This is a genomic window from Sphingobacterium sp. xlx-130 (assembly GCF_011007405.1).
Lineage (GTDB): Bacteria > Bacteroidota > Bacteroidia > Sphingobacteriales > Sphingobacteriaceae > Sphingobacterium > Sphingobacterium luzhongxinii.
This window is the reverse complement of the sequence record NZ_WFKN01000004.1, coordinates 182,027-207,480: the sequence shown is the minus strand read 5'-3', so window position 1 is coordinate 207,480 and position 25,454 is coordinate 182,027. Positions and strand designations below refer to the sequence as shown.

The 25,454-nt window shown below is 40.2% G+C and carries 27 protein-coding genes; 12 read left to right on the top strand and 15 right to left on the bottom strand.

Annotated elements, in window-relative coordinates; genetic code table 11:
* The first annotated feature begins 96 nt into the window (after nt 1-96).
* Complete coding sequence (locus tag G7B18_RS06975; RefSeq protein WP_079641099.1) at nt 97-717, top strand: L-threonylcarbamoyladenylate synthase; 621 nt, start codon at nt 97-99, stop codon at nt 715-717.
* Between the two features lie 9 nt (nt 718-726).
* On the opposite strand, the gene G7B18_RS06970 is transcribed toward G7B18_RS06975, so the two are convergent.
* From G7B18_RS06970 to tilS, 8 genes are all read right to left on the bottom strand, one after another.
* Nucleotides 727-1,176, bottom strand: coding sequence for an SRPBCC domain-containing protein (locus tag G7B18_RS06970; RefSeq protein WP_164108876.1), 450 nt, complete (start codon nt 1,174-1,176; stop codon nt 727-729).
* A gap of 44 nt (nt 1,177-1,220) precedes the next feature.
* Nucleotides 1,221-1,799, bottom strand: a complete 579-nt coding sequence (locus G7B18_RS06965; RefSeq protein ID WP_164108877.1) for a Crp/Fnr family transcriptional regulator — start codon at nt 1,797-1,799, stop codon at nt 1,221-1,223.
* Nucleotides 1,796-2,710 (bottom strand): EamA family transporter, encoded by a 915-nt coding sequence (locus tag G7B18_RS06960; protein ID WP_205600170.1) that lies wholly within the window; start codon nt 2,708-2,710, stop codon nt 1,796-1,798. The genes G7B18_RS06965 and G7B18_RS06960 overlap by 4 nt, the downstream gene beginning before the upstream one ends.
* A 68-nt stretch (nt 2,711-2,778) precedes the next feature.
* Nucleotides 2,779-3,093: a DUF721 domain-containing protein gene (locus G7B18_RS06955; RefSeq protein ID WP_079641095.1), complete on the bottom strand. Its 315-nt coding sequence runs from the start codon at nt 3,091-3,093 to the stop codon at nt 2,779-2,781.
* On the bottom strand, nt 3,086-4,189 hold the full coding sequence (gene recF / locus G7B18_RS06950) for a DNA replication/repair protein RecF (protein WP_164108878.1): 1,104 nt from the start codon (nt 4,187-4,189) through the stop codon (nt 3,086-3,088). The genes G7B18_RS06955 and recF overlap by 8 nt, the downstream gene beginning before the upstream one ends.
* Nucleotides 4,190-4,522 carry a DUF4834 family protein gene (locus G7B18_RS06945; RefSeq protein ID WP_164108879.1) on the bottom strand — a complete coding sequence of 111 codons (333 nt, stop codon included), beginning with the start codon at nt 4,520-4,522 and terminating at the stop codon, nt 4,190-4,192.
* 180 nt (nt 4,523-4,702) lie between these two features.
* Nucleotides 4,703-5,188 carry a hypothetical protein gene (locus tag G7B18_RS06940; RefSeq protein ID WP_164108880.1) on the bottom strand — a complete coding sequence of 162 codons (486 nt, stop codon included), beginning with the start codon at nt 5,186-5,188 and terminating at the stop codon, nt 4,703-4,705.
* Nucleotides 5,189-5,286: 98 nt separating this feature from the next.
* Nucleotides 5,287-6,630 carry a tRNA lysidine(34) synthetase TilS gene (gene tilS / locus G7B18_RS06935; RefSeq protein ID WP_164108881.1) on the bottom strand — a complete coding sequence of 448 codons (1,344 nt, stop codon included), beginning with the start codon at nt 6,628-6,630 and terminating at the stop codon, nt 5,287-5,289.
* 94 nt (nt 6,631-6,724) lie between these two features.
* Between tilS and G7B18_RS06930 the strand changes: the two genes are divergently transcribed.
* Nucleotides 6,725-9,052 (top strand): OstA-like protein, encoded by a 2,328-nt coding sequence (locus G7B18_RS06930; RefSeq protein ID WP_240452789.1) that lies wholly within the window; start codon nt 6,725-6,727, stop codon nt 9,050-9,052.
* Nucleotides 9,053-9,310: 258 nt separating this feature from the next.
* Here G7B18_RS06930 and rdgB read toward each other — a convergent pair whose 3' ends face one another.
* From rdgB to G7B18_RS06910, 4 genes are all read right to left on the bottom strand, one after another.
* Nucleotides 9,311-9,886 carry an RdgB/HAM1 family non-canonical purine NTP pyrophosphatase gene (rdgB, locus tag G7B18_RS06925; protein ID WP_164122256.1) on the bottom strand — a complete coding sequence of 192 codons (576 nt, stop codon included), beginning with the start codon at nt 9,884-9,886 and terminating at the stop codon, nt 9,311-9,313.
* Nucleotides 9,887-9,953: 67 nt separating this feature from the next.
* Entirely contained in the window at nt 9,954-10,487 is a 534-nt protein-coding gene (locus tag G7B18_RS06920) for a hypothetical protein (protein ID WP_164108883.1), read from the bottom strand.
* Between the two features lie 159 nt (nt 10,488-10,646).
* On the bottom strand, nt 10,647-11,627 hold the full coding sequence (locus tag G7B18_RS06915; protein WP_164122255.1) for a deoxyhypusine synthase family protein: 981 nt from the start codon (nt 11,625-11,627) through the stop codon (nt 10,647-10,649).
* 315 nt (nt 11,628-11,942) lie between these two features.
* Complete coding sequence (locus G7B18_RS06910) at nt 11,943-13,040, bottom strand: mandelate racemase/muconate lactonizing enzyme family protein (protein ID WP_164122254.1); 1,098 nt, start codon at nt 13,038-13,040, stop codon at nt 11,943-11,945.
* A 148-nt stretch (nt 13,041-13,188) separates the two neighbouring features.
* Here G7B18_RS06910 and G7B18_RS06905 point away from each other — a divergent pair, with 148 nt between their 5' ends.
* Nucleotides 13,189-14,481 carry a M64 family metallopeptidase gene (locus G7B18_RS06905; RefSeq protein WP_164122253.1) on the top strand — a complete coding sequence of 431 codons (1,293 nt, stop codon included), beginning with the start codon at nt 13,189-13,191 and terminating at the stop codon, nt 14,479-14,481.
* A gap of 371 nt (nt 14,482-14,852) precedes the next feature.
* Here the strand turns inward: G7B18_RS06905 and G7B18_RS06900 are convergent, their stop codons facing one another.
* A complete protein-coding gene (locus G7B18_RS06900) occupies nt 14,853-15,959 on the bottom strand; it encodes a serine hydrolase domain-containing protein (RefSeq protein WP_164122252.1) in 1,107 nt (368 codons plus the stop codon).
* A 164-nt stretch (nt 15,960-16,123) separates the two neighbouring features.
* Here G7B18_RS06900 and G7B18_RS06895 point away from each other — a divergent pair, with 164 nt between their 5' ends.
* The 7 genes from G7B18_RS06895 to G7B18_RS06865 all read left to right on the top strand — a co-directional run bounded on the left by G7B18_RS06895 (nt 16,124) and on the right by G7B18_RS06865 (nt 22,607).
* Complete coding sequence (locus G7B18_RS06895) at nt 16,124-18,085, top strand: ATP-binding protein (RefSeq protein WP_164108888.1); 1,962 nt, start codon at nt 16,124-16,126, stop codon at nt 18,083-18,085.
* Entirely contained in the window at nt 18,075-18,707 is a 633-nt protein-coding gene (locus G7B18_RS06890) for a response regulator (RefSeq protein WP_164108889.1), read from the top strand. Before G7B18_RS06895 ends, G7B18_RS06890 begins: the two co-directional genes overlap by 11 nt.
* A gap of 147 nt (nt 18,708-18,854) precedes the next feature.
* A complete protein-coding gene (locus G7B18_RS06885) occupies nt 18,855-19,865 on the top strand; it encodes an OmpA family protein (protein ID WP_164108890.1) in 1,011 nt (336 codons plus the stop codon).
* 83 nt (nt 19,866-19,948) lie between these two features.
* Complete coding sequence (locus tag G7B18_RS06880; protein WP_164122251.1) at nt 19,949-20,641, top strand: hypothetical protein; 693 nt, start codon at nt 19,949-19,951, stop codon at nt 20,639-20,641.
* A 6-nt stretch (nt 20,642-20,647) separates the two neighbouring features.
* Nucleotides 20,648-21,283, top strand: coding sequence for a hypothetical protein (locus G7B18_RS06875; protein ID WP_164122250.1), 636 nt, complete (start codon nt 20,648-20,650; stop codon nt 21,281-21,283).
* Between the two features lie 14 nt (nt 21,284-21,297).
* The gene (locus G7B18_RS06870) at nt 21,298-21,591 is read left to right on the top strand and encodes a hypothetical protein (RefSeq protein ID WP_205601701.1); all 294 of its coding nucleotides are present in this window, start codon (nt 21,298-21,300) and stop codon (nt 21,589-21,591) included.
* 47 nt (nt 21,592-21,638) lie between these two features.
* A complete protein-coding gene (locus tag G7B18_RS06865) occupies nt 21,639-22,607 on the top strand; it encodes a helix-turn-helix domain-containing protein (RefSeq protein WP_164122248.1) in 969 nt (322 codons plus the stop codon).
* A 221-nt stretch (nt 22,608-22,828) separates the two neighbouring features.
* On the opposite strand, the gene G7B18_RS06860 is transcribed toward G7B18_RS06865, so the two are convergent.
* Nucleotides 22,829-22,987, bottom strand: coding sequence for a hypothetical protein (locus G7B18_RS06860; protein WP_164122247.1), 159 nt, complete (start codon nt 22,985-22,987; stop codon nt 22,829-22,831).
* A 490-nt stretch (nt 22,988-23,477) separates the two neighbouring features.
* On the opposite strand from G7B18_RS06860, the gene G7B18_RS06855 reads away from it, so the two are divergent.
* Nucleotides 23,478-23,897, top strand: a complete 420-nt coding sequence (locus tag G7B18_RS06855; protein ID WP_205601700.1) for a hypothetical protein — start codon at nt 23,478-23,480, stop codon at nt 23,895-23,897.
* Nucleotides 23,898-24,122: 225 nt separating this feature from the next.
* A complete protein-coding gene (locus G7B18_RS06850; protein ID WP_164122245.1) occupies nt 24,123-24,815 on the top strand; it encodes a hypothetical protein in 693 nt (230 codons plus the stop codon).
* 90 nt (nt 24,816-24,905) lie between these two features.
* Here G7B18_RS06850 and G7B18_RS06845 read toward each other — a convergent pair whose 3' ends face one another.
* On the bottom strand, nt 24,906-25,307 hold the full coding sequence (locus tag G7B18_RS06845) for a lipocalin family protein (RefSeq protein ID WP_164122244.1): 402 nt from the start codon (nt 25,305-25,307) through the stop codon (nt 24,906-24,908).
* Nucleotides 25,308-25,454 lie beyond the last annotated feature (147 nt).

The window sequence follows — 25,454 nt, the reverse complement described above, 5'->3', positions numbered from 1 at the left end:
AACAACAGCCAAAACAAATTATTTTGGCTGTTGTTATTTTAAAAGAGAGGCGATACGTCAAACTATCCAAAAACGCAATATACTAACGAACGAAAAATGCTATTAAAAATATACGAAGACAAACCCAATACTAAATATATAGATCAGGCGGTCGATATCTTGAAAAAAGGAGGTGTAATCATCTACCCGACAGATACGGTGTATGGTATAGGTTGTGATATTACGAATCAAAAGGCAATCGAGCGCGTTTGTCAAATACGGGGGCTAAAAACCGACAAGGCCAACCTGTCTTTTATCTGTTACGACCTTACCGATATCTCGCAATATACTAAACCCTTCGATACGACAGTCTTCCGTGTGCTCAAAAAAGCACTACCTGGCCCCTTTACGTTCATATTCAATGCGAGTGGACAGGTCCCTAAGCTATTGAGTTCAAAGAAAAAGACAGTGGGTATCCGCGTACCAGACAATAATATTGTCCGCGAGATCGTAAAACAGCTGGGAAATCCAATAGTAACAGCTTCCATCCACGATGAAGACGATATAATCGAATATTCTACAGATCCAGAATTGATCTATGAAAAATACCAAGACCTCGTTGATTTAGTAATCGACGGCGGCTATGGAGACAATGTAGCTTCTACCGTAGTCGACTTGACCGAAGGCGAGTTTGAAGTCATACGTGAGGGCAAAGGAGACCTAGAGCTGTACCTATAGGTATCCGCCCTAAATCTCCGATACAAACTTCTCAACTCGATCTTTCAACGCTTGATTAAACAGTGTAAATCCATTTTTAGTCTCCCCATCAATCATTTTTTTTAAGAACGGAATTAAAATTCCCGAAAACAACTCACCTTGGATCAACTTGGTCTGTCCATTCGGTAAAGATTTTAAAAGAAAATAATGCTCGCCATCAAAGATTCCGTTCATCCAAAGTCTACCTTTCCAACGCAACTCTCGATCTTGATCTATACTTAAGAATATAGGGTTCATTTTGATCTGCATACCGTTAGGTTGTTTCAACAGAACTTTAGTGCGTTCCCCTACTTTAGGCTTCCCTTCGAAGTACTGTACCGTAGGACTCCAACTTGGATATTTAGCGAAATCGGACAGAACCAACCACACTGCTGTTATGGGGGCATTAATTAAAATTGTAGTTTCTAGCTTTCGTTTCATTGTACAAAGTTACCATGGGATAGTAACAATGCTCTTGACATTTATCAAGAATTACCTACAGCCAGCTTGGCTCGAATACGGCTAAGAGTTTCTGGGGTCATCCCCAATACAGAAGCAATATATTGCAATGGGACTTGGTTGAAAAACTCTTTATGTTGTTCAAAATATTGCATATAGCGATCTTCGGCTGAAAGTGATATAAAGTCAAATACACGGTTCTCAAGCACCATGAAGCATTTTGCGATAAAACGCTTTTCCAGGATGTTCCAATGAGGCACCAATACTTCAAAACGTCTATAATCACTCTTTCGAAGAGAAAACACACGGGCATCGGTTAATGCCTGAATCTGCCAACGCGAGGATTGATCAAACAGAAAGGAGGATAAATCTGTAATAAAGTATCCTTCCCCTCCAATCCATTGTGTCACCTCTCTCGCCTCTGTCTGGGCAAATACTCTAAATATCCCTGATGCTATAAAACTCAATCGCTCTGCACGCTGTCCCTGATCAAGAAAAATCTGTCCTTTTTCGAAACGTTCTTCTACAAAATACCGACTAATCTCCTGAATCTGCTTGGAGGGAAGATCAAAAATTTCCCGTAATCGGCTTTCTATTTTCATCATCCAGCAGCTAAGATCTCTTGTTTTCTCGACCGATGATACTGCCGGAGATAAGCTACATTAAAGATGATTACCGCAAGAAAAATCAAACCATAAGCCATAATCTGAACGAGATTAATTTCCTCCTTAAAATAAAAAATAGCCAATAGAAACGCTATCGTAGGGTTTATATAGAGCAGTATCCCAACTACAGATGAATCTAAACCTTTCAATGCATACATATTCAGAAACAAAGGGATAATCGTAAATAACAAGGCTATCAACAATACGTACCCATAAAAATCCATTCCGTACGTAACACCTTCTGGCAAAATATAAAGCATCGGAGTCAACAAAATAGATGTTACAATAATGTGTAAGTTCAACGTGAAAAATTTGTCCAGCCTATTATTCCGCTTTTGCAAAACGAGGTATGTGGCATAGGTGAATGCGATAACGACACTATAAATCATATCCATAAAATTTCCATAGGCCAACATCAGACAAGCTAACACACTAAGTCCCACTGCTAACCATTGTCCGCGATTCAATTGTTCTTTTAAAAACACACTAGCCAACACCGTCGTAATAATAGGACAAATGAGATAGGCCAATGAAGTAGCATTCACACTGACATTATTCATCACATAGATAAACAAAAACCAATTGAGCGACAGCATCACTGCGCTACAAAATACGTGCAAAAACACCGACCTTCTTTCGCGATGTGATAATGCGCGAATAATCTTTATATTTTCTTTCGTAACCTTCGGTCGAAACAAAAAACTAATCAGAAGAATTGCTCCGGTGGCAAAAAGAATACGATACAATAGAATATCTAACGAGGCATAGGCACTTAATGGACGTAGCACTAAACTAAACATTCCCCAAACGATAAATGAAAAAAGTGCCGCAGCGTAATACTTAAATTGCATTATTAGGTTGTAAACATGTTATCGGGTTATGTAGTTATCGAGTGCCCCTGGCCACTTGATAACCATTCTTACAAAATAACTAGCTCCTCGATAAGAACCTGACCCGCGTGTTCATTGATACGACCAATAACCTGTCTCCGCATCAATGTCAGTTCATGCTTTACGACAGCAGATTCTACCTTAACAAACAACTTCTTATCCTTAACAAAGATCTTTTGAGTACGTTTTTCTATATAGGGGCCTATTATCTCTCCCCAAAAGGAAGCTACAGATGATTCATCAAATTTTCGACGCAAACGGTATACTTCTAACCATTTTTCAACCGCCTGCTTCATACTAATATCGTCACGCGTCGGTATTTCGTCAAATTTCTTCTTATACATGAACCTGTCCTCCTTCTATATCAAAGATACGTATTGGCTGAGCGATTTCATCAAATATTTCACGAATTCTGACAGCGTTGGTATCCGTGATAAAAATCTGTCCAAATTCATCATTCGAAACCATCTGCATAAGCTTCTTAGTACGTTTATCGTCTAGCTTATCAAAAATATCATCCAGCAATAATAAAGGGCAGAACTGTTTCTGTTCTTGAAGAAAGCTATATTGGGCCAGTTTAAGGGCTATGAGAAAAGATTTCTGCTGCCCTTGTGACCCGAATTTCTTAAGAGACATTTCTCCATGTATAGTAAAGAGTAAATCGTCTTTATGTACACCTTGTGTAGTACGCTCTAATACCCTATCTTTTTCTAAACTAGAATTTAACAGTGTCAGAAAGTCCTTCTCATGCAATGGAGATTCATAAACCAATGCAACCTCTTCGGCTTCATCCGTGAGATAGGTATAATGGCGTTGAAAAGCTGGGCTAAACTCTTCCATAAAGCGTTTTCTACGCGCATATATTCTTTCTCCAACCTCAACCAGTTGCATATTGAGCACTTCGAGAAGTCCTACATCAAAAACACCACGTTCTTTGATACTCTTCAATAACATATTCCTTTGAAGAAGCACTTTATTGTACAATATCAACGTATCCAAATAACGATTGTCAGTTTGAGAAATAACATTATCCACGAATTTTCTTCGCTCTTCACTACCCTCGGTAATGATCTCGCTATCGCTAGGTGATATCATCACTAACGGGAACTGGCCGATATGATCGGCAAGTCTTGGATAGTCCTTTTTATTCTTTTTGAATTGCTTTTTTTGGTTACGCTTCAGACTACACGAAATAGCGTCGGTTCTTTCATCCCGCTCGAACTCCCCTTGCACAATAAACCAGTCTTCCCCTTTCTTTATATGCTGCGAATCTATAGGATTGAAATAGGACTTACATAAAGAAAGATAATGTATGGCGTCTAATAAATTAGTCTTACCTGCACCATTTTTTCCAGTAAAGGCATTTACTTCAGGTAGAAAGTTTAATGTGGATTCCGTATAATTCTTAAAATTTAACAGCGAAATTTGCTTTAGCCACATCTACTTCACTTCTTCAAAATCGATAAACTCGCCTGCTGTAGCCGTGCCTTTACGTTTCGGATCTTGAGCAGGAACATAATCGACAGTTACCTTCCCATCCTTTGCACCCTGCTTTTTATAGGATTGCTGTTGATCAGTATTGCCAAAAGGATTACCTGAACCAAAGGGATTACCTGCACCTCCGTAATTATATTGTCCTTGTCCCTGTTGTTGAGCTTTCTTCATCATTCGTTCGGTCAACTTGCGCATTGCAAACGGCAATAACAAACGCATCGAAAACTTAAAGATGTAATAAAAAGCAACAACAAATAATATAAAATATAATAAACCCATTTCTTTCTAATTCTATTTATTCAAACCTACATAAATTTGCCATCACGCGCAATATCATTGCGCCCATAACTGTAATCCTGTAGCTCTACTCCACCAATTATAACTTTTAATAGCGTAAAAATAACAAATTCAGTTCCAGAGAAGGTCAAAGAAGTGTCAGACTGAAAATCTTAACATTTATTAAGATTCCTTTTTGGCTTTGACGATTGCATTATAGAGTTCCTCTTGCTTGTGCGTACCAATTATATAAACAAGTCCATCCCTGTCTGTAAGCCACACAGCATCCTTCCCTCCGGCATAAAACCGTATCTTCCCATTCTTGTGCAAATTGTACACGGGATTATTGAAAACAAAATTGCTATACGGTTTCTTTTCAACATTAACCAGCGAAGAGAGATCAATCTTCACCAGACTTGTTGTCCACAACCCGCTCAGTGTAATATTATTCGTTGTCACTGCAGTTTTATAGTGCACGAGGTACATCATGATTATGGACACCACAATAATGCAACTACCTACGATAAAGAACAACTGCCGTGAAGCCAAGTGATCCATATTCAAGTAATATACTATAAAACAAAACAAAGCTAATACCATCCGAACACTAATCCATGTCATATCTCTACCCAGGTACTGACGTTCAACAAATAAACTATTTGTATTCATATGTATATAATTACTTCGTGAGCTCGCAAGCTCGGTTTGATTTTCATCTGTCATATGGAATATCCAAACTATATTCATTCGTGTTTGTGCAGTCTGCGCTACATGGATATTTCATATCTACTAATATTGCAAACTAATTTAAGGACTTTTTGCGTATTTTCGGTAATCTTATAGCGATTGTCTATTTGATAATTAGCAATCCATATCAATTCTCCATTACCGTTGAACCAGATAGGAACCTCTCTTTTATCAAATAAATTAATCTTTTTTTGTATTAAAAAATCTGACACCTTCTTTTTTCCTTCCATCCCCAATGGCTGAAAAATATCACCTTCCTGCCAAGATCTGACTTTTAACGGAAAGACCAACTTATCATAATCTAATAACGCTACCGAAGCATCCCTATCAATGGACAGATCTTGAGAAGTAGACACCATAAAACTGTAATTTCGCCAGATCAAATTCTCTTGATCTGCATTTAGCTGCGCCACCTCTTCTTCATAGCGGTTATATCGAAGTCTCAGTTTAGTTCTGTCCAAGAGCAATTGATAACTATCCGATTCGAAAATACGTCCTGACTCCTTATCTAAAGACTGTACAAGGTCGACTAGGACATTTTTTGAGAAACCAAACGGTTCAAGAAGAAAGTACAACAGCGCTAGATCCTGTCCTCGGATTGATTCTTTTGCAATCTCCCATTCATTAGGCCCGACTTTCACCAAAAGCTCTTTCCTTTTCTGCTCTACAAAATACTGCAGGACGCGTTGTGATTCCTGAAACCGCACGATATTATCTTCCATAACCTGGATAAAGTCAGGGCTTAACTGTTCAAACTGCGGGATAATATCGAGACGTATCTTATTTCGGGCGTATTTATTAGAAAAATTGGAAGAATCATCCCGGTAAGGGATTTCCAATATGTTGACAGCCTCCAATACCTCCTTGCTCGTCATAAATAACAAGGGGCGCAATAGTCTACCTCGCTTTGGTAGTATCCCCTGCATCCCCAACAATCCAGTGCCACGAGACAGATTCAACAACACGGTTTCTACGTGATCATTTTTGTGTTGAGCTATAGCAATATACTTGCATGCCCGTTCCTCCCTTACCTTCTCGAACCAATCGTAACGAAGCTCCCGTGCGGCCATTTGTATCGACATCTTATGCTTTTTGGCATAAGCTATCGTATCAAAACGTCGAACATGTGTTTTGATCCCAAGCTGGGCAGCGTATTTAAGGACCAATGCTTCGTCTCCGTCTGATTCCTCATTACGTAATTGAAAATTACAATGTACCAGTTCCATCTCTACCCCATACCGGTGAAGCAGCGTCAACAATAACATAGAATCCCGCCCGCCGCTCACCGCCACAAGCACTTTATCCGCTCTTGTAAACAACTTATAATCTTCCACATACGCACTAAAACAAGCATCGATATCCATACCCCAAACTTAACCAAAAATCTTTAATTTTATTTAGCATTAAATTTCACTCAATTAACATTTTTTTGCTATTAAAATCCATATTTTTGCCTTCGTGAGAAATTGGCTTCTAACTTTAACTTTTATCCTAACCATTGCATCCGCATTTGGGCAAACACCTATTGGTGGCACGAAGACTCAACAGGGAGGAAACGATCGTCTGAATCTTGTATCGTCCAATAGCGGGCGAATCAATGCTAAGACGGGACACATGGTATTCTACATCCCGGTTTACGAGCATAAGGGCAATACCCTATCCGCAGACAGTGGTTACATCTATGAGGATGAAATAAAAAGACAGTTCTTTGAAGCTTTTGGCAACGTAGTCATTACACAACCATCGGGCACTGTTATTTACTCCGATTACCTACATTACGACGCAGCAGCACAACATGCCCTACTGACCGGCAATGTCAAGATGGTAGACAAAGGATCGACATTAACGACCAACCATCTTACCTACAACATGCGCTCAAAAGTGGGCACTTATACCGGCGGTGGACGGATCATCTCTCAAGGAGACACCATAACCTCAAAAAACGCCTATTACTTTGAACTCACATCGGATGCCTATTTCAGGCACAAAGTAGTTGTACGCAGTCAGAACGTGAAGGTATATACCGACACCATGCGTTACAATTCACAAAGTAAGATGACGTACTTTTTTGGCCCTACCAATATTAAACCAGTTAGTAGCCAAAAAGGCAATAATGAAAACCTGTATACCGAACGTGGCACTTACAATACGGGGACAGGTATCGCTGATTTCAATAAAAATAACCTTTACACGGAGGGATCTAAATTTCTCAAAGGTGACAGTTTACATTACGAACGCGCAAAAGGAGTCGGCGAAGCTTTCAGAAACGTTGTATTTGTAGATACCACAGACAAATTCTATGCTTTCGGTGGACAGGGGCTGTATACCCAATCTGAAGAATCTATTCGAATGACGGACAAGCCTTATATCATCACCGTCGTTAAAGAAGATAGTCCTACACCCGAATCGGATAGTACCGCGACATCAACTGAACCGAAGGTAGTTGAAAAAGAAAAAACGACGAAGGAAAGCAAGACAGAAACAAAGACGGAAATTTCTAATACAGAAGAAAAAGACAATAAGAATACGGAATTACCTCCTGTGCGTTCCGTTCGAGATAGTAGCACACGAGAGTCCAAGATGGACTCGGTATACATGACAGCTGACACGCTTTTCTCCCAAATGATTCTTGTAAAAGACTATAAACCTTTAGAGCTCAACCTAAGTCGTGATGGCGGTAAAATGGAGGTGGATGAAGAGATAGACTATGGTGATGAAAATGACGGAGTATCGGATTCTACGCTAACTAATCAAAAGGATAGTGTACAAAGTGATATTGAAAACACGTTAAAGCCAATCGTAGAAAAAGAGATTGCTTCCAGTAAACCATTAATAAAAAAGGATACCGTCAAAACGACCGCTCCTGCAAAAAACAAACCTGCTCAGGGAATTCCAAATCGAATTGGCGACCGACAAAATATAGGCAGTACACTCAAAGCAGATTCCGTATTACGACAAAAGGCTGTGGTACCTATAGCCAATCAGGCTGACACACTGATCAACAACGCACTGCGAATCGCTCAAAGTCCCGATACCGTAATCAACAAGACAGACAGCCTACCCAAAGCTCAAAGCGACACTGCGAAAACCCGAATAGTACGGGCATATTACAACGTCAGGTTATTTAAATCCGACTTGCAGGCTGTGGCCGATTCCGTTTACTACGGTATGCAAGACTCGATGTTCCGGTTTATGGGGAGACCAATGATTTGGTCACAAGGATCCCAAATCTCTGCAGACACCATATTTATGCAGATTGTCAATCAACAGCTGGACAATGCCCTCTTAAAAGACAATGCTTTTATGGTTAACGCTGTATTGGACTCTGTCAAATTCAACCAATTGAAAGGCCGTAAAATCACAGCTTTCTTTGCAAATAACAGCATAGATCAATTGTTTGTGGATGGAAATGCAGAAAACCTAGTTTTTTCCGAAAACGACAAAACGAAAACGATCACAGAAATGTTCCACGATCGCGGGGGACGGATTAAAGTCAAGATGGAGAACAAGAAACTTATCGATTATAAAACTATTCATAAAGTAGACCAAAAAGTATATCCATTCAAACTAGTAACCCAAGAGAATGAAATATTACCCGGCTTCATCTGGCGACCACAGGATAGGCCTACCTCAAAAGAAGATCTTTTAAACAGAAAAAGAGAGTTACCAAAAGCTGAGGAGGGTAAAGAAGAGGACACAAAGGGTAAAGAAAAATCCAAGGAAAGTATCAAAGAGGATTTAGAAGATGTGCCCGAAAAAGAAGAATCGAAAAAAGAAGGAGACTAGTTCTTTGCGCCTCTATGCCGGCGCAGAGCATGTTACTTTTACACAAAAGTAACCAAAAATCGTCGCTTGAACCTTTTGGCAGTATGATAGTGCATCCACCTGCAATCGCCAAAAACTTCTTAGGCGACATGTTTTAAAGTGTACGGCTTTTGCTTAAAATTTACTTTTCTCAGAAAGCATTCAAATTAATGACTCATTCCGCTACAACACAGTCCAAATGACAGTAGTTTTTGTTTCTTTAGACAGCCTTGTTTTATGTTAAAACCCTTTTAAAAACTCGACCATTTCGGACACCGCTATCGAACGATGACTGATTAAGTTCTTTTCGGCAGCCGACATTTCGGCAAACGTACGTGAGTAACCATTTGGTATAAATATAGGATCGTAACCAAATCCGCCATCTCCCCGACGCTCTTCGATGATACGTCCTTCGATAGCACCTTCAAAAAAGTATTGTTTTCCCGCTAAGAAAAGCGAAATGACGGTTCTGAATCTAGCCGTTCTAGACTTAGTTCCTTTCAAACGTTCCAGCACTAGATCTATATTCTGCTCCATATCGCGAGTCCCCGAATAACGCGCCGAATATACGCCTGGTTCGCCATCAAACGCGTCTATTTCTAATCCAGAATCATCGCCGAAACAGCTTACATTAAAACGCTGTACCAAGTAATCCGTCTTTTGCTGCGCATTCTCTTGGAACGTTATACCTGTTTCAGGAATATCATCCACACAACCAATATCAGACAACGATCTCAACAAAAACTTACTCCCAACCATCGCCTGTACTTCTTCAAGCTTGTGGGTATTATTCGTAGCAAAAACTAATTCTAACATATTTTTATGATGTGATCTTATGAACATGTGATCTAGTTAACAGGATAACTCGTTAACTGGATAACAATTAACCATTAATAAAGGTCTTAAACTCTCCCCAAAAGAGCTTTTTCTTCTCGATATCAGCAAACATCTCCTCAAAAGAGAATGTATTGAAAACCGTAGCAATCTTACCGCGCATGTATGAGTTGTGCGCTATTTCCGGTAATTTCAAAGAAGCAGGTTCTACGCCCAAGAGGGTAATCTTAGTAGGCTTAAAGAACTCCATAATCTTCTTGAACTCATTCGGATTTTGGGGATTAGCCAAATTTACTACCGCAACATTATTCGGTGTCAGTTGCAAAGCTCCTATCGTCTTTACAAAAGCCTCTTCGGCCTGAGGTGAAAAATAAGGAAATTCTGGATAACGAAGTATAAATAGTACACCTGTGCTTTTATCACCCTGAAAGACGAACTCTTCAGATGAACTATCAAAAGCGACCATTTCAGTCTCTGCTTGTCGCGCTGATAACACACTATCTACAGAAAAACCTGTCGAAAATATTGTTTCCGACATTAAAGCCTGTAGTGCGACTGGGCTATCTGTAAGGAGGTTGTTCATTTTATAAATATGAGATGAGAGATAAAAGAGATAGCGGCGTCATCCCGATTGTAGCGAAGCGGAACAGAGGGATCTAACGACTTATATGTATATCCAACAGACATCAAGTCCATAGATTCCTCCGCTCCGGTCGGAATGACGGCAACTAGCCCCTCAATTCTATTGTCCTAAAATATAAGCAAAAATCAATGGCGCCACGATAGTTGCATCCGACTCGATCATATACTTAGGGGTATCGACATCAAGCTTACCCCAAGTGATTTTCTCATTTGGAACAGCACCAGAATATGAACCATAAGACGTAGTAGAATCTGAAATCTGACAGAAGTACGACCAGAAAGGAACATCAGTCCATTCTAAATCCTGATACATCATCGGTACGACACAGATAGGGAAGTCACCAGAGATACCACCAGCGATCTGGAAGAAACCTACACCTTTGCCCTCCGAATTAGCACGGTACCATTCGGTCAGGTAAATCATATACTCGATACCCGATTTTACGGTAGAAGCTTTCAAGTTACCTTTGATTACATTAGATGCAAAGATATTACCCGTAGTAGAGTCTTCCCATCCTGGACATACGATTGGTAAATTCTTTTCAGCAGCTGCAACAATCCAAGAATCTTTAGGGTCAATTTCATAATATTGCTCCAATACGCCCGAATTTACCACTTGGTACAAGAATTCGTGCGGCAGGTAGCGCTCGCCTTTATCTTCAGCAGCATGCCATACATCTTCCAAGTGCTTTTGAAGACGACGGAAAGCCTCTTCTTCAGGGATACAAGTATCCGTAACACGGTTGAAGTGTGTATCCAACAATTCGCGTTCTTGCTCTGGAGTCAAATCTCTCCAATTGGGAATACGCTTGTAGTGCGAGTGTGCCACCAAGTTCATGACATCCTCTTCCAGGTTGGCACCTGTACAAGAGATAATATGTACTTTATCTTGACGAATCATCTCGGCTAGGGATACACCTAACTCTGCAGTTGACATTGCACCTCCCAAGGAGACCAACATCTTTCCTCCTTCTAATAGGTGTGTTTCATAACCTTTTGCTGCATCTACTAAAGCTGCTGCATTGAAATGACGGTAATTGTGCTCAATAAATTGGCTGATAGGCCCTTTTTGTGTACTCATCTTTTATCGTGTTTTAACAAGTCCAGCAAAGGTACTGAATATAATTTATTTTAGCCCCTCCAGTACCTGCAAAGCCGTGGAGGGAAACTATTTTTTAACAAATGATAAAAAAGCTATTTCCTTCGGATAAGTTTCATCACAAAGAAAAATGCCCCTATCAAGATAAGCACCATAATCAGGAGAATTACAATCTCTGACATTCCTATACTCCAAGTTGTATTGTTCATGTTTTATTGTTATCGAGTTACCTAGTTATCTTGTTATCCAGTTGGCTTGTTAACTCGATAACCTGTTCACTTGTTAACTTTCTTCACCTCAAATCACCCACTTTTCACATTTATCCAAAAACTCCTGCTTGATATCTGCTCCGATACCAGCCTCTTCTGAAACTGCTATATGGTAGCCTTTGTATTGGACACCTCCTTCCACAGGATCTTCGAGATGTCCAACCATACAGGTGTCCAGATCATAAAACTTCACATTCGGTGCTGCATAAGCAAAATGAACCTTAGCAGCCAAGGCGAGCCTCGACTCCAACATACCACCGATCATACAAGGCACTTCATATTCTGCGGCCACCGCCTGTATTTTAAGCGCTTCGTATATACCCGAAGACTTTGAAAATTTGATATTAATATAATCACAGGCATCCGCTTTACATAAGCGTTCGGCATCACGATGTGTGTACACCGACTCATCGGCCATTACAGGGACAATAGTTTGGGTACGCAATTCAGGCAACAAGTGATCATTATACGTGCGCATTGGTTGCTCACAGAATTGGATTTTGTACGCTTCCAATCCCTGCAATGCCTCCACAGCTCCCTCATAAGACCAACCTTGATTAGCATCAATACGGATCGGCAAATCAAAACCCACCGCCTTGCGGATAGCCTTAATCCGAGCGATATCATCAACAGGTTTCTTACCCAGTTTTATCTTCAGCGCAAAAGCCCCGCCTTCTTTTAGTTTTAATGCCTTCTCTCCCATCTCCTCTGCCGACGCTATCCCCAGCGTGATATCCGTAGTGATTTCACGTTTCTCCCCTCCCAAAAAACGATATAGAGGTAGCCCAGCATGCTTAGCAGCGATATCATACAGCGCCATGTCAAAAGCAGATTTTATCGTAGCATTACCTGCGATATACAGATGCAGCTCCGCCAGACGGTCCTCCAAAGCCAACGCATCTTTTCCTTTCCAAATCTTAGCAAAATCCTGCGCTACCGCAATACAGGTATTCTGTGTTTCTCCAACAATCATCGGAAATGCCGAACATTCGCCGACTCCGTAGATGCCGGCATCGGTATAGACCCGTACAAAAGTATTTTGGGCATAATCCATCGTACCTGTTGCAATAACAAAAGGCTCCATAGGAATGTTTAACCTGTATATTTCTATTTTAGTAATAATCATCGATGTACTGCTTAGGTTATTAAATGCTGTTTTATTTTATCGACGAAAGTTAAAGACTTTTGAAACAATAAGCAAGAAACAAAAGTAAACCCCTATTTTTGTCCAAAGCAGAACAGATTAAGCGTAAATAAACAATCAATATATCAGAATGACTTTACATAAAGCAGTAATTAAGCTCGTACTCGTATGTACTATTTCTCTATCCTATATTTCGGCAAAGGCTCAACAATTTGATGATTATTTCATCGAAAAAACATTAAGATTAGATTATATTTTCGCAGGAAATAGCACCGACCAACATGTATATTTAGCTGATTTGGTACAATTGAACCGATGGGACGGTAGAAAAGGCAACCTCAGTACAACACCCATTCAGGGCAATGGTCAGATAAAAGTATACGATGCAGCAACGGACAAACTGATTTACGTCCTGCCCTTCAGCAGCCTGTTCCAGGAATGGCTGACCCAAGAGGAATCCAACCAAACGACTAAAAGTTTTGAAAACTCTTATTTAATTCCTTATCCAAAAGCAAAAGCCAAGGTTCAGGTCTCCTTCTTTGACGCGCAGCACAAAGAAACTATCCTCTCGACACATCATATAGATCCGACCGACATTCTAATTAAGAAAGCCTCCAAAAATGACACGCCTTATGAAGTAATCCATAGCGCATCCGTTGCTAACCCGATAAAAATTGCCATAGTAGCAGAAGGCTATCAGGAAGCAGAGATGAGCGAATTCATGGATTATGCACATAAAACTGTTCAAAGCTTATTCCAGCATAAAATCTTTAAGAAATACAAAAATTCATTCGAAATTGTTGCTGTAAAATCGCCTTCCAAAGACTCCAACGTGAGTGTACCTTCAAAAGGTTTATGGCGGTCTACCGCTGTCCAATCTAATTTTGACACTTTTTACGCAGAAAGATACCTGACGACTTCGCACACCAAACTATTACATAACTTATTAGAAAACATACCTTACCAACACATTATCATTCTGGCAAATACTGACGTATATGGTGGTGGTGGAATATTGAATTCTTACGCTCTTACCACAACTAAAAATGAACAATTCGCACCAGTGGTCGTTCACGAATTTGGTCATAGCTTTGCAGGATTGGCCGATGAATATTTCTATGCAGTAGATGTATTTGAAAACAAGGCCGTTGAAAAGATAGAACCTTGGGAAAAGAACAACACTTCATTAGCTGACTTCCAGAGCAAATGGGCTGATATGATTTCTAAAAACACACCAATCCCTACCCCTGAAAGTTTGTTAGGAACCGTTGAAATAGGCGCTTTCGAAGGTTTAAAAGGAAATGGATTGTACATTCCATCACACGATTGCAGAATGAAGGCCAATAAACCCAAAGACTTTTGTCCGGTTTGTAGTCGTGCAATAGAGGAGATTATTCTATTTTATACAGGCGACGAAGCTTAATAAAGAAAGATATTACAGCTATAGTTAGTATCCTTCTATTTGCGGGCGCTAACTATAGCCAATAGCTGCACATTCCTAAACATTCGGAATACAATAACAAAAGATTAGAAACCACAGCTCGATTATTAATTATTTCAATGATTATCAACGGCATTTTATTATTTACCCTCAAGCCGGACGGGCTCATACTTTTTTCCAAAAAAAGTACGCAAAAACCGAAACAAAGTAGAGTTAAGCGAAGTTAAACTCGTCGATGTACCGTATCGATATAACGGAAGTGCCTCCAAATACTATTGCCAATCTGCTAAAGCGACTTTTAGAAGATGGACAGCTTCTGCATTAATTGAACTCAGATTAGAAAGCTACAACATTTAATACGCTTTGGCCAATCGGACAAACTCCCTAAACCAATTCGTACTCACTTTATGCCCCAAACGTACAATAACTAGGTTTTTATCGGGATTCACATAAATATACTGCCCTAAGATACCTTTCGCGGCAAAATCACCGTCTTCCGTAGGTAACCACCACTGATATTGATACCGTTTGTAGCTACCTGCAGTGCTGTCCACTTTGGTTGACTCTCTTACCCAGTTTTCAGGTACCAGCTGTTGGCCTTCCCAATTCCCTTTGTGAAGATACAGGCGTCCCAACTTAGCAAAATCTCGTGCGCGAGCATTCAGGCAACAAAATGTCTTCTCGATCCCATTCTCTCTTCTGTCAATACTCCACGAAGCATCATATTCCATTCCGATAGGTATCCAGATCTTCTCATTCAGATATTCCGTGATCGTCTTACCATTAAGCACGCGCTCCAACACCAAGCCCAATATCTGTGTATTGCCACTTGCATAAGCAAAGTGTGTCCCCGGTTCAGTTTCAACCTTCAGCTTTTCCGTATCTTTACGCAGGTTTGTACCATAATAAAATGAAGCTACCTCACCAAACGGATTGTAATACCCTTCGTTAAATTTGATACCTGAGGTCATCTGTAGGACGTGCGCTATCGTCACCTTATCAAATCCATTCTTGGCCATCTCCGGCACATATTTACTGACAGGATCCTGCACAGAACTTATCAAGCCATCTTGGATAGCACATCCGACAAGCATAGAAGTAACTGATTTGGCCATCGAAAATGACGGTACTATGGACGTTTCCTCATACTTATCGAAATATCGCTCGTACAGAATGCTATCGTTACGGATAATTAAGAAAGCAACGGATTTAGTCTCCTTTAAAAAATTATCAAAAGACATCTCCACATCCTGATATTTGGTATTTGCAGGATGCACCTCCACAACGGCACGATGGAATACAAATGGAGTCGCTGAAGCTTTTAATTCCCGGTTCGGGAAAATTTTATAATCGTTTAGATCTGCAAAATTGTGCCATACAAAACGGCCATATTTACAAGCGGAAAGCAAAATCGAGGTACTAATCAGTAGCAAAAAAAATAGGAAGTGTATTCTCCTCATATCTATATACTTTAGGAAAATCTAAGGTTACCTACCTAATATACAACTTATTTACCACTAATCCTCGATATCAAAAATTTAAAAGCCCCCCTGAATATAGGATCTTCCGATTTACCTATTTATTATGCATCTTTGACATCTCGTCCAAGCACCTAGCGTAAAACATGAAAAGATTATTTTATTTTCTATTTCTCACTATACTCAGCATCAAGGTTTTACCCCAGATTCAATCTCCTGATCAATCGAAGAATGACAGCTTATTAATCATTCTAAAGGAAGGAAAAACAGATAGCATACGAGCAAGAGCAGCTTTTCGCCTATCCAAAATATGGATAAACATAGACTCAACACGTGGTTTAAAGTACCTCCAACAAGGCAATACCCTATCCAGAGGCAACGAATACTTAAACGCCATATACCGCTATCAGTCTATCCCATCTTACAAAGATGAACAAGAAGTAAATGCTATCCTTGCCCTATTTCGTAAACATAACAATCCAGATAGCTGGGATTATACCTATCGGGTAGCTATAAATCGGGTTAGGTGGCTTATCAATCAACCCCACGCGGACAAAGCGATAGCGATGCTGCAAAGAGATATCATACCACTCGCCCAGAAACTCAAGAACCCAACATATGACGCAGAGATTGCCCTGGAGATGGGACGCTCCTTTTTCAATCAAAACATGTACAACGAAGCTGTCCCCTACCTAGAAAAGGCCGTAGCACTATACGAATCTATCCAGCCCAAAGAGCAAAACCTGTTGTACAACCACATTCATACCTTAGGTTCCTTGGCCAATGTCTATAATATATTAGAGAGAAGTCCAAAGGCAGATTCTAGCATCCGTAGAGCCAAAGAGCTATTACTTATACAGCCCGATTTGGCCCAGAAACTACGCATCACCTCATTCGAGGCCATGCATCTCATACAAAACGGGAACTATCAAAAGGCAGAAAAGTTGATCAATCACACCCTATCTAACACCAAGGGGGTACCGCCACGTTATCTACTCAACCTTCACTTTCAACGATACAAAGCCCGTGCAGGCATGGGCGACAAACAAGGTGCTTTAAAACTGCTAAAAAAAAGCCACCCTATAGACAGTATACACATCAATCCGGACAAATTCGGAGCTGTAGACCTAAGCGAACTACTACCGACCTATGCATTGGCTTATGAACAAATAGGTGACCACAAACAAGCCACACACTACTGGAAGCGCTATATCAAGCACCGAGACTCCGTCAGTAAAGACCAGATAGCGACACAGACTTCTAACCTAGAAGTCCAACTCCGCACACAAGAGAAAGACGCCGCTATTCAACATTTGAAGGCTGAGCAAAACGAAACCAGATTACGTCTAAAAAACCAGCGTATCTTAACCGGGCTCTTTACTGCGGCGGCCGTTCTGCTATTGACACTATTGGGATTCATCGTATATATTTACAAGAGCAAGCAAAAAATCAATGCAAATCGTATACAACAATTAGAAACCGACAACAAATTAGAAATCACGAAAGCTCTGTTAGAAGGTGAAGAAACAGAACGTCAACGCATAGGGCGCGATCTACATGATAGTCTAGGTGGTACATTAGCAGGCATCCGAATACAGCTTTCTCAATCAAAAGCACAATCCACCGACCCAATAGTAAATCGAGCTATACTTCAATTAGGAGAAACCATTGCCGAGGTACGTCATATAGCGCGCAATATGGTTCCCGAAAGCTTACTTTGCAATGGATTAGACAATGCATTACGAGATCTTTGTGTTGCCTTCTCATCGAAAGAGACATCCATTGAATATCAATCTTCAGATTTGTCAGTTTCTATCTCCAAGGCGATACAAACCAACATTTATCGCATCGTACAAGAACTCTTAGTCAATGCACAAAGGCACGGAAAAGCCAAAAACATCATTGTACAATGTCTTCAAAATGGTAAAACCATATTACTTACAGTCGAAGATGATGGGCAAGGATTTGCACTACAAAAAACACTAAAGACACCCGGCCTAGGACTTACAAATATCCAACATAGGGTAAATTATATGCAAGGTGAATATCACATCGACAGTCAACCAGGACAGGGCACTACTATTAATATCCAAATACATGTCAGTTAAGCGCATCAATATCGTCCTTTTGGATGACCACCCCATAGTTCTAGAAGGGATAAAATCCCTTCTCATAAATCACAATGAACAAATAAAAGTAACCGCTTTTAACAATGTGACAGCTTTTTATTCCTTTATGGAAGAAAAAAAAGACATTGATATCATCCTATTAGATATCAGTCTGCCAGATGCTGACGGACTCGATATTTGTAAAAAGATTCATGCGAAATATCCCACCATCAAGATTATAGCACTTAGTAACCAGGTCGAGCAAAGCATCATACGGAAGATGTTTGATAACGGCGCCTCCGGCTTTCTGTTAAAAAGCGCCGCTTCCGAAAAAATAATATCCAGCATACAGGATGCTCTACAAGGACAGGTCGTTATGGATCCGGAGGTCATGCGCATACTCACCACCCCCGTGCAGACAAAAACATTGCCCGCCCTCACCAAAAGAGAAAAACAGCTAATTATGTTACTCGCGCAAGGTAAGACTACAGTATCTATTGCTGAGGAACTTTTCTTGAGTAAATTCACCGTCGATACCTATAGAAAAAACCTACTTCAGAAGTTTAAAGTCAAAAACACATCTGAACTGCTTATGCTTATCGTAAAAGAAGACCTGCTGTGACCCTCCTATAATCAGGAGGATAAAAACCCCTGATTATAGGTATTTCAAATCATTGCATGGTAAACTATTTTTGTAAAAGAAGATAATTCTATGTATTTTAACATGATTAATCCACAAAGATCAGTCAGTATTTAAAAACAAAGATCAATGAAAAAGACGACATTATTATTCGCTTCAGCTGCATTGATGATTGCGTGTAACAATTCGCCCAAACAAGGGGAACAAGACAATAACCAAGACAGTCTGAACAATACAGCAACAAGTAGCGAACCCGCGAACAACGAAAAAGCGGCCACAGCTTTCGATATTTCGAATATCCCAGTCACCACAACAGCTATCGGAGACTTCCCATTCATCAATCTCCCAAAGGGATTAGAAGAATTGAACAAGCCTTTAGTACGCCCTTTCGATGTTTGTTTCTTCCCTATAGATGGCGTCATGACCCCTTTTGAGGGCAAGCTTTATAAAACCTTTGTATCCCCTATACGTGGGGAAGAATTTTCGCAACACTTCTTCGAAAAGAGCATGGCGGAATACCTGCAATCAGTAGGGGCGGTAAAGATATTTGACGGCGAAATCACCAAAGAAGAATACGACCGATACAACAAGCAAGACCCACATAAAGGTGGTGAAGGTGATATAGGCTATGCAGGGCAAAACATAAAGTTCTGGGCGCTTCGTACAAAAGACAAAGGAAACATCTACATACAGTACCTGTCAAACAACGCTGGGGCGTCGCTCAACGTTTTACAAGAAGAAGCATTTCAGCAAACCATCACCAAAGTCACGGCCGATGAAATTGCCAAAGATCTAAACGAAAAAGGGAAATCCATTCTTTATATCAATTTTGATATAGATAAAGCAGACCTCACCACAGATGGAAAAGAGGTAACAGATCAAATTGCCGCAGCGTTAAAAAAAGACGCAGCGTTAAAAATCACTGTTGAGGGTCATACTGATAATACCGGTGATGCTACACATAATAAAAAGCTATCCCAAACACGAGCCGAATCTGTAGTAAAAACACTAGTTGCAGATGGTATTGATAAGTCACGACTGTTAGCAAAAGGTTTTGGCGCAGAACGTCCTTTAGTTGCCAATGATTCTGAAGAGAATAAAGCAAAAAATAGACGCGTCGAACTCATAAAGACGAACTAGATAACAAATAACATTTTCCGTTTGCACATCCGTATCTCTATCTATTTAAACTAGGTGGGTAGATATACCTATTTTTAAAAATCATGATGAAAAACACTCTCTTTTACGCACTAGCAGCACTTCTATTTGTATTCAGTTCCTGCAGTAAATCTAATTACGATACCGAACCTACTCCTGGCGAAGGGGGCTATGTCAGTGGGACTTACTGGCCTTATGCTGTTGGAAACGCTTGGTATTTGGTCAATCCCGAAGATCCTGAAGACAAATCCGACTACATCATCCACAAATCATTAACCTACGAAGGCAAAACATACTTCCAGTTCAAACCCGTCGGAACAACTGTCGAAGTAGAGTTAAATGACGGTTTCCGGGAAGATAATGGCGTATTCATCTCACTCCATGGCGCGACTTCGCAAATGGGGATAAACACCTCAGCAGGGACCGCAACCTATATCAATACCAACCTGAAAGTAGGCGAGGTATGGAAAGAAGAAGTAACGCTCCAAATCACCGGGCAAGCTTCCGGGACAATCACACACCATAATGAAGGCCGGATATTAGAAAAAGCCGCTAACGCAACCATCAACGGAAAAACGTATAAAGATGTTGTAAAATCGGAACTCAAAAAAACAATTTACAACAGTATAACCGGCTACACCCAAAAAATCACCTATGAAACCTGGCTTGCCAAAGGTATCGGTATCATTTTCGAAAAAACAACTTATGACGATTCATACAGCGATAGCTACGGTTTAGTAAGTTACACCGTAAAATAAAAAGCCATGAGATTCATAAACATCATACAGAATAGTTTATTAATTGCCATTTTTATTTTTTGTACAAGCTGTAGTAAAGAAACACATGAAGATGACATAGATGGCGAAATTAAAACAGAGAAGTTTGACCAGGGGACAATAGAAATGGGTGTCTTTTCACAAGGCGTAGATCTGAGCAAGCTCGTCGGTAAGCTAGATTTCTCGCATACCGACCCCAAGTCGCAATATCAAACTCTCCTAAAAAACGACAAAGAGGTTCAAGCCATTACAAATGTTGTAGAACAGATCGCTGCTCAAAACCCTATCGCAGGGTTAGCGCTATCCATGAATGCAACAGCCTGTACATATTACATCAAAGGCGATGTTGTATTGGGTAAGGTAAAAGGTTTTGGTTGGGAGATGGACAACTTCCACGACCAACAACAGGATAAAGGAAGTCTCTATCTAGAAACATTGACCAGAACGGATGAGATTGCTGAAACTGACAAAAAATATATGCTCAATATACACCTAGTGCCAACCCAGGTGCAGGAGCTAGCAATGCTATCGAACTCAGCAACTTTAATAGAGTCGCACTTAATAAACAAGAGATTATTAATGGCTACCTATGTGACGTCACTCAACTCACACCAAAAACCATAGACCCAGACGCCCCCATGAACATGCGCAAACTATTGGTTTACACCTCTCCTCTATTTAATAAAACCATTAATTTTACGCATCCATTTTATCTACAAGAAGAAAACGGCATTCTGCGCTTAGACATCTATTTCATTGATGATAAAACCCCTACACTGGTCATGAAACCCAAAAATATTGAACAGCGGATTATTAAAAACGATGAATTACAAAGCCGTACGGCTCAGCCTATATATACGGAGTTAAGTGCAGAATGGGCATTTAAAGCCTTACAGATCATGATGAGCGGATGGGCAGTATTAGCTGATTAAAAAATAAATACTTATCTTAAGGCAGATAACCATGCTGCCTTAAGATTATGAGCATAAGCCATAGCCTTCCTATTGACCCAAATGATAACCAAGGAGTCCTTCCTACGGTAAGGTATTTTCCTTTCCTCGGTGAATTAGACACGATCCTTAATTCCAAAAACAATTACCTTTCACAAAGGAAAATCGGTAAAACTACGTTTATCGAGATCAAATGCAATAGCACTGAAGACTGGAATTTCACCCTCCAGCACAAACGGACTACATTCTGGATCGCGTTTCAATTACTGGGCGAATCAAGTATATCCACAGAAAGCGGCAGCAAAATTGAACAACAACAATATTCTGCTTTTTATAACATTAAAAAAAAGACGTCGTTTGAAATCAAAAAGGGAAAAACATGGCTATTGCTGATAGGATTAAAAATAGATGACATCGAACCTTTCGCTATGGAATGGCGGTCTTTTCAGCTTTCATACGACACCAAGTTTAAGTTATTTCCAAAAGTAAATATAGGCTATAGAATAAGAAGCATTCTGGCTAAGATACAGCGCACCCGAAATTCCTATTTCTCGCTCAGGTACAAGCTTTCGCCTTTTGTAATCCAACTCATAGAGACCTTTCACGGTGATCTAATCGAACAATCAAAATCCCTGCAGCAGGCTGATGTGTCGCTTTTCCACCGCGCAAAGGAGTACATCATAGCGCATTATATGGATGAAGAAATTGATATTTATAAAATGGCAAAAGAGCTAATGACCAGCGATCGCACGCTGTATCGTGTTTTTAAAGAAAATGGACTTACGGTCAACTCTGCCATTCAGGCTATACGCATCTACAAAGGCAGGGAAATGCTTAGACGAACCGAACAATCTGTCGATATGATTGCGTTTCACCTCCAGTTTGCTAGCGCTAAATATTTTATCAAGCAATATGTGAAGTATTTCGGACATACTCCGAATATGGAGCGGCAATTAAAACAACGTCCCTCTCTTTCAAAACGGTCAACCTATAAATAAGGTGAGCACAAAAGATAATTCTTCAGACTAGTTTGCAGAAACTTAATGACAAAACCTAAATCTGTCGCGAACTAAAAAGAAAACTGCGTAAACTATCTAAAACTCTTTGCACAAGATCGGTCACCTTTCGCGTCACTATTTGAAAACATTGTAATGTTTTACTTTTCTATCGTAAACTCAACCGAATCCCTCGCGGTGGAAAACCAATCTATCGGAAAGAGTTACCAAAAGAGTGCAAAGTCTTTATCACCATTCGTAACGGATATCCCAACCATCGTAGAGAGTTGCCGTCCTTTCGCGACGGTAGCAAAAAACTTCGTAACAAAATCTCTAACCTTTATAGTGTTTTCCAAATTCTTCGTGAACTTTCTGGAAAACATTACGCAATTTTTCAAATTCTTCGCAGACTATTCGGAAAACTTAACGAACTTCTTTTTGGTTAAAACCGCTCCATCCCACACTTAAAAACCGCCTTCAAACCGTATCAAACAGCAAAAAAAGACTTAAAAAGGGTATTATTTCATTTTTACTAGGGGTAAAATTCCGCCAAAAAGTTTTTTAAACTTGTCGAATTTTGGCGGAATTTTACCCCCTCCACGTCATATCTCCTGTCGTATGTTTGTATCGTTGCTAGCACAATAAAAATTTTATAAACAAATTAAATGAAAAGACATGAGTAAATTAACAATCAAAGAACTTCAACAAACGGATGTTCAATTAATGCAGACGGCTGAACAGATCTACACCAAGATGACAGCAGAAACAACACTATTCGCGACGCCCGTACCTTCACTTTCAACCTTAGATACGGCATTAATCGCGTTCCGCCTGTCGGCTACAGAGGCCGCCTATCGTGATACACGAGCTATCATGATCCGCAATCAGAAACGTGGAGACCTAGCCTATGTGCTTAAGGAACTTAGCAAGTACGTGGATACGGTGGCAAAAGGCGACGACAGCATTGTCTTGGCCGCTGGGTTTAGTCTCCGTAAACCGAATGGTTCCTATGATGGATTAGCTCCCAAAGCCAAGACACCAGTGGCGACTCCCGGTGAAATTGGCAGTGGACGTATAAGGCTAAAAACCACGTCATGGGCCGGCGCACGCATGTATGATTTTCAGTGTCGCCTAAAGGGAAGTACAGGGGAATGGAACTCAAAACTAAGCTCCAAGAGCAGTTGTATAATTGAAGGACTAGAACAGTTTAAAGAATACGAATTCCGTGTGACCTATATTGGCATCGATCCAACGCCCAATTATAGCGATAGCACGAGCAGCTACGTAGTCTAGCTGTGCCGCTTTGGCCTGCAATTTTCCTGAAATAACATCGAACTCGCCCCTTGGTAGGGAAGTATTAAAAAAAGGCCTCAGCAAGGCGTCAGCAATATGCTAAACAGATGAATAAAATTGAAAATAACACTGTCATTCCGTATCTTGATGAAAAATTATAGAACACTCGATCGGAATGGCAGTTGTTTTTTACTTCTCAATCCTTAAAACCAAACTTATACCCAGATGAAAGAAATTGTAAAAGAACATCCCCTAAGACCGATCATCCTTCGTTTTGATTTGGACAAACCTATATTAGCGTTTGAAAAAAAGGGACTAGCCTCGCATTACCTGATGCACGACCTCACCTGGGAGACCTTACAAAATCTGAAAACGCACTATGCCGCATTTGAACAACTAGACATCGAAATTGCCGAACTCGAATACCTCTTATTACCCATCGAGCAGGATCTGGACATCTTTGAGGTCTTTCTTAAAATCAAAGATCCTTCCGTACTCCCCTTTGACGGCAAAGACGATGAAACAGATATCACCATTGATCTGGGCGATTTTTTTCAAGGTGTCGTATATCACAACCAGCGCCTGCAGGACATGCATGCTGCTGTAGACAGCGAGTATCTATGGTTTAAGAACCACTTTGACATGATTTATGAAAAAGAAAGCTGGATAGACGCAGCGCTTTGGGATGACGTGCATGAGATCTATCGAAACTACTTACAGGCACAGGTCGATATCGTAACATTAGACCGTGACCAAGAGGAATTTAGAGGTGCACTATCCGAGGTTTTTGATTATCAGGACGTCTATATGGAATATGGCGACAGCATATTGGCTGCCTATAACGAATTACATAAGCGGGCAGAGGAGAGTTATAGAAGAGCCGAGGTCGTGAATGAGCGGCTAAGTGACATGAAATAATTCAAACCGGTAGCACAAAAGTATGATACATAATAAAAACTCGTATCTACTTTTATGCTTCCGTATTATGATGCGATCAACAATTATAATTTACTTCCTTACTAAAGTAGTCACTTCACCCGGTTGTTCCATGGTTAATGTCTTTCCGCTGATCTTGAACGTGTAAGTCTCCGTTCCGATATCTGCACTACGGAGTGTAACTTTATCTCCGTCGATTGAATAAGTGCCCTTATCCACATCCTCTGAGCAATCTTCTTCGTATATTACATTATTTAATTCTCCTCCCGACTTAAATTCGACATAATCCTTTTTAGAACTGCAGGAGTGTCCATAATTTTCTTTGACTCCATCAAAGATAGAAGACTGAAATACCCAACTTCCTGCGAGGGTTGCTTCTGGTTCTACCCCATTTTTCTCTTCTTTACAGCCATTCAAACCAAAAATCATAGCCAGCATCAAAATGCCCATAATTGTGTGTTTTTTCTTCATCATTGCTTTTTTAGAAATTAACTTATATACCAGTAATAAGATTATATGGCAAAGATATACCGGAACCTTTTACATGTAAATACCTAGGTATAGGTATTTAAATACAAGGCCACATTGCATTTTATTTATTTTTTAATTATGTTTGGTATT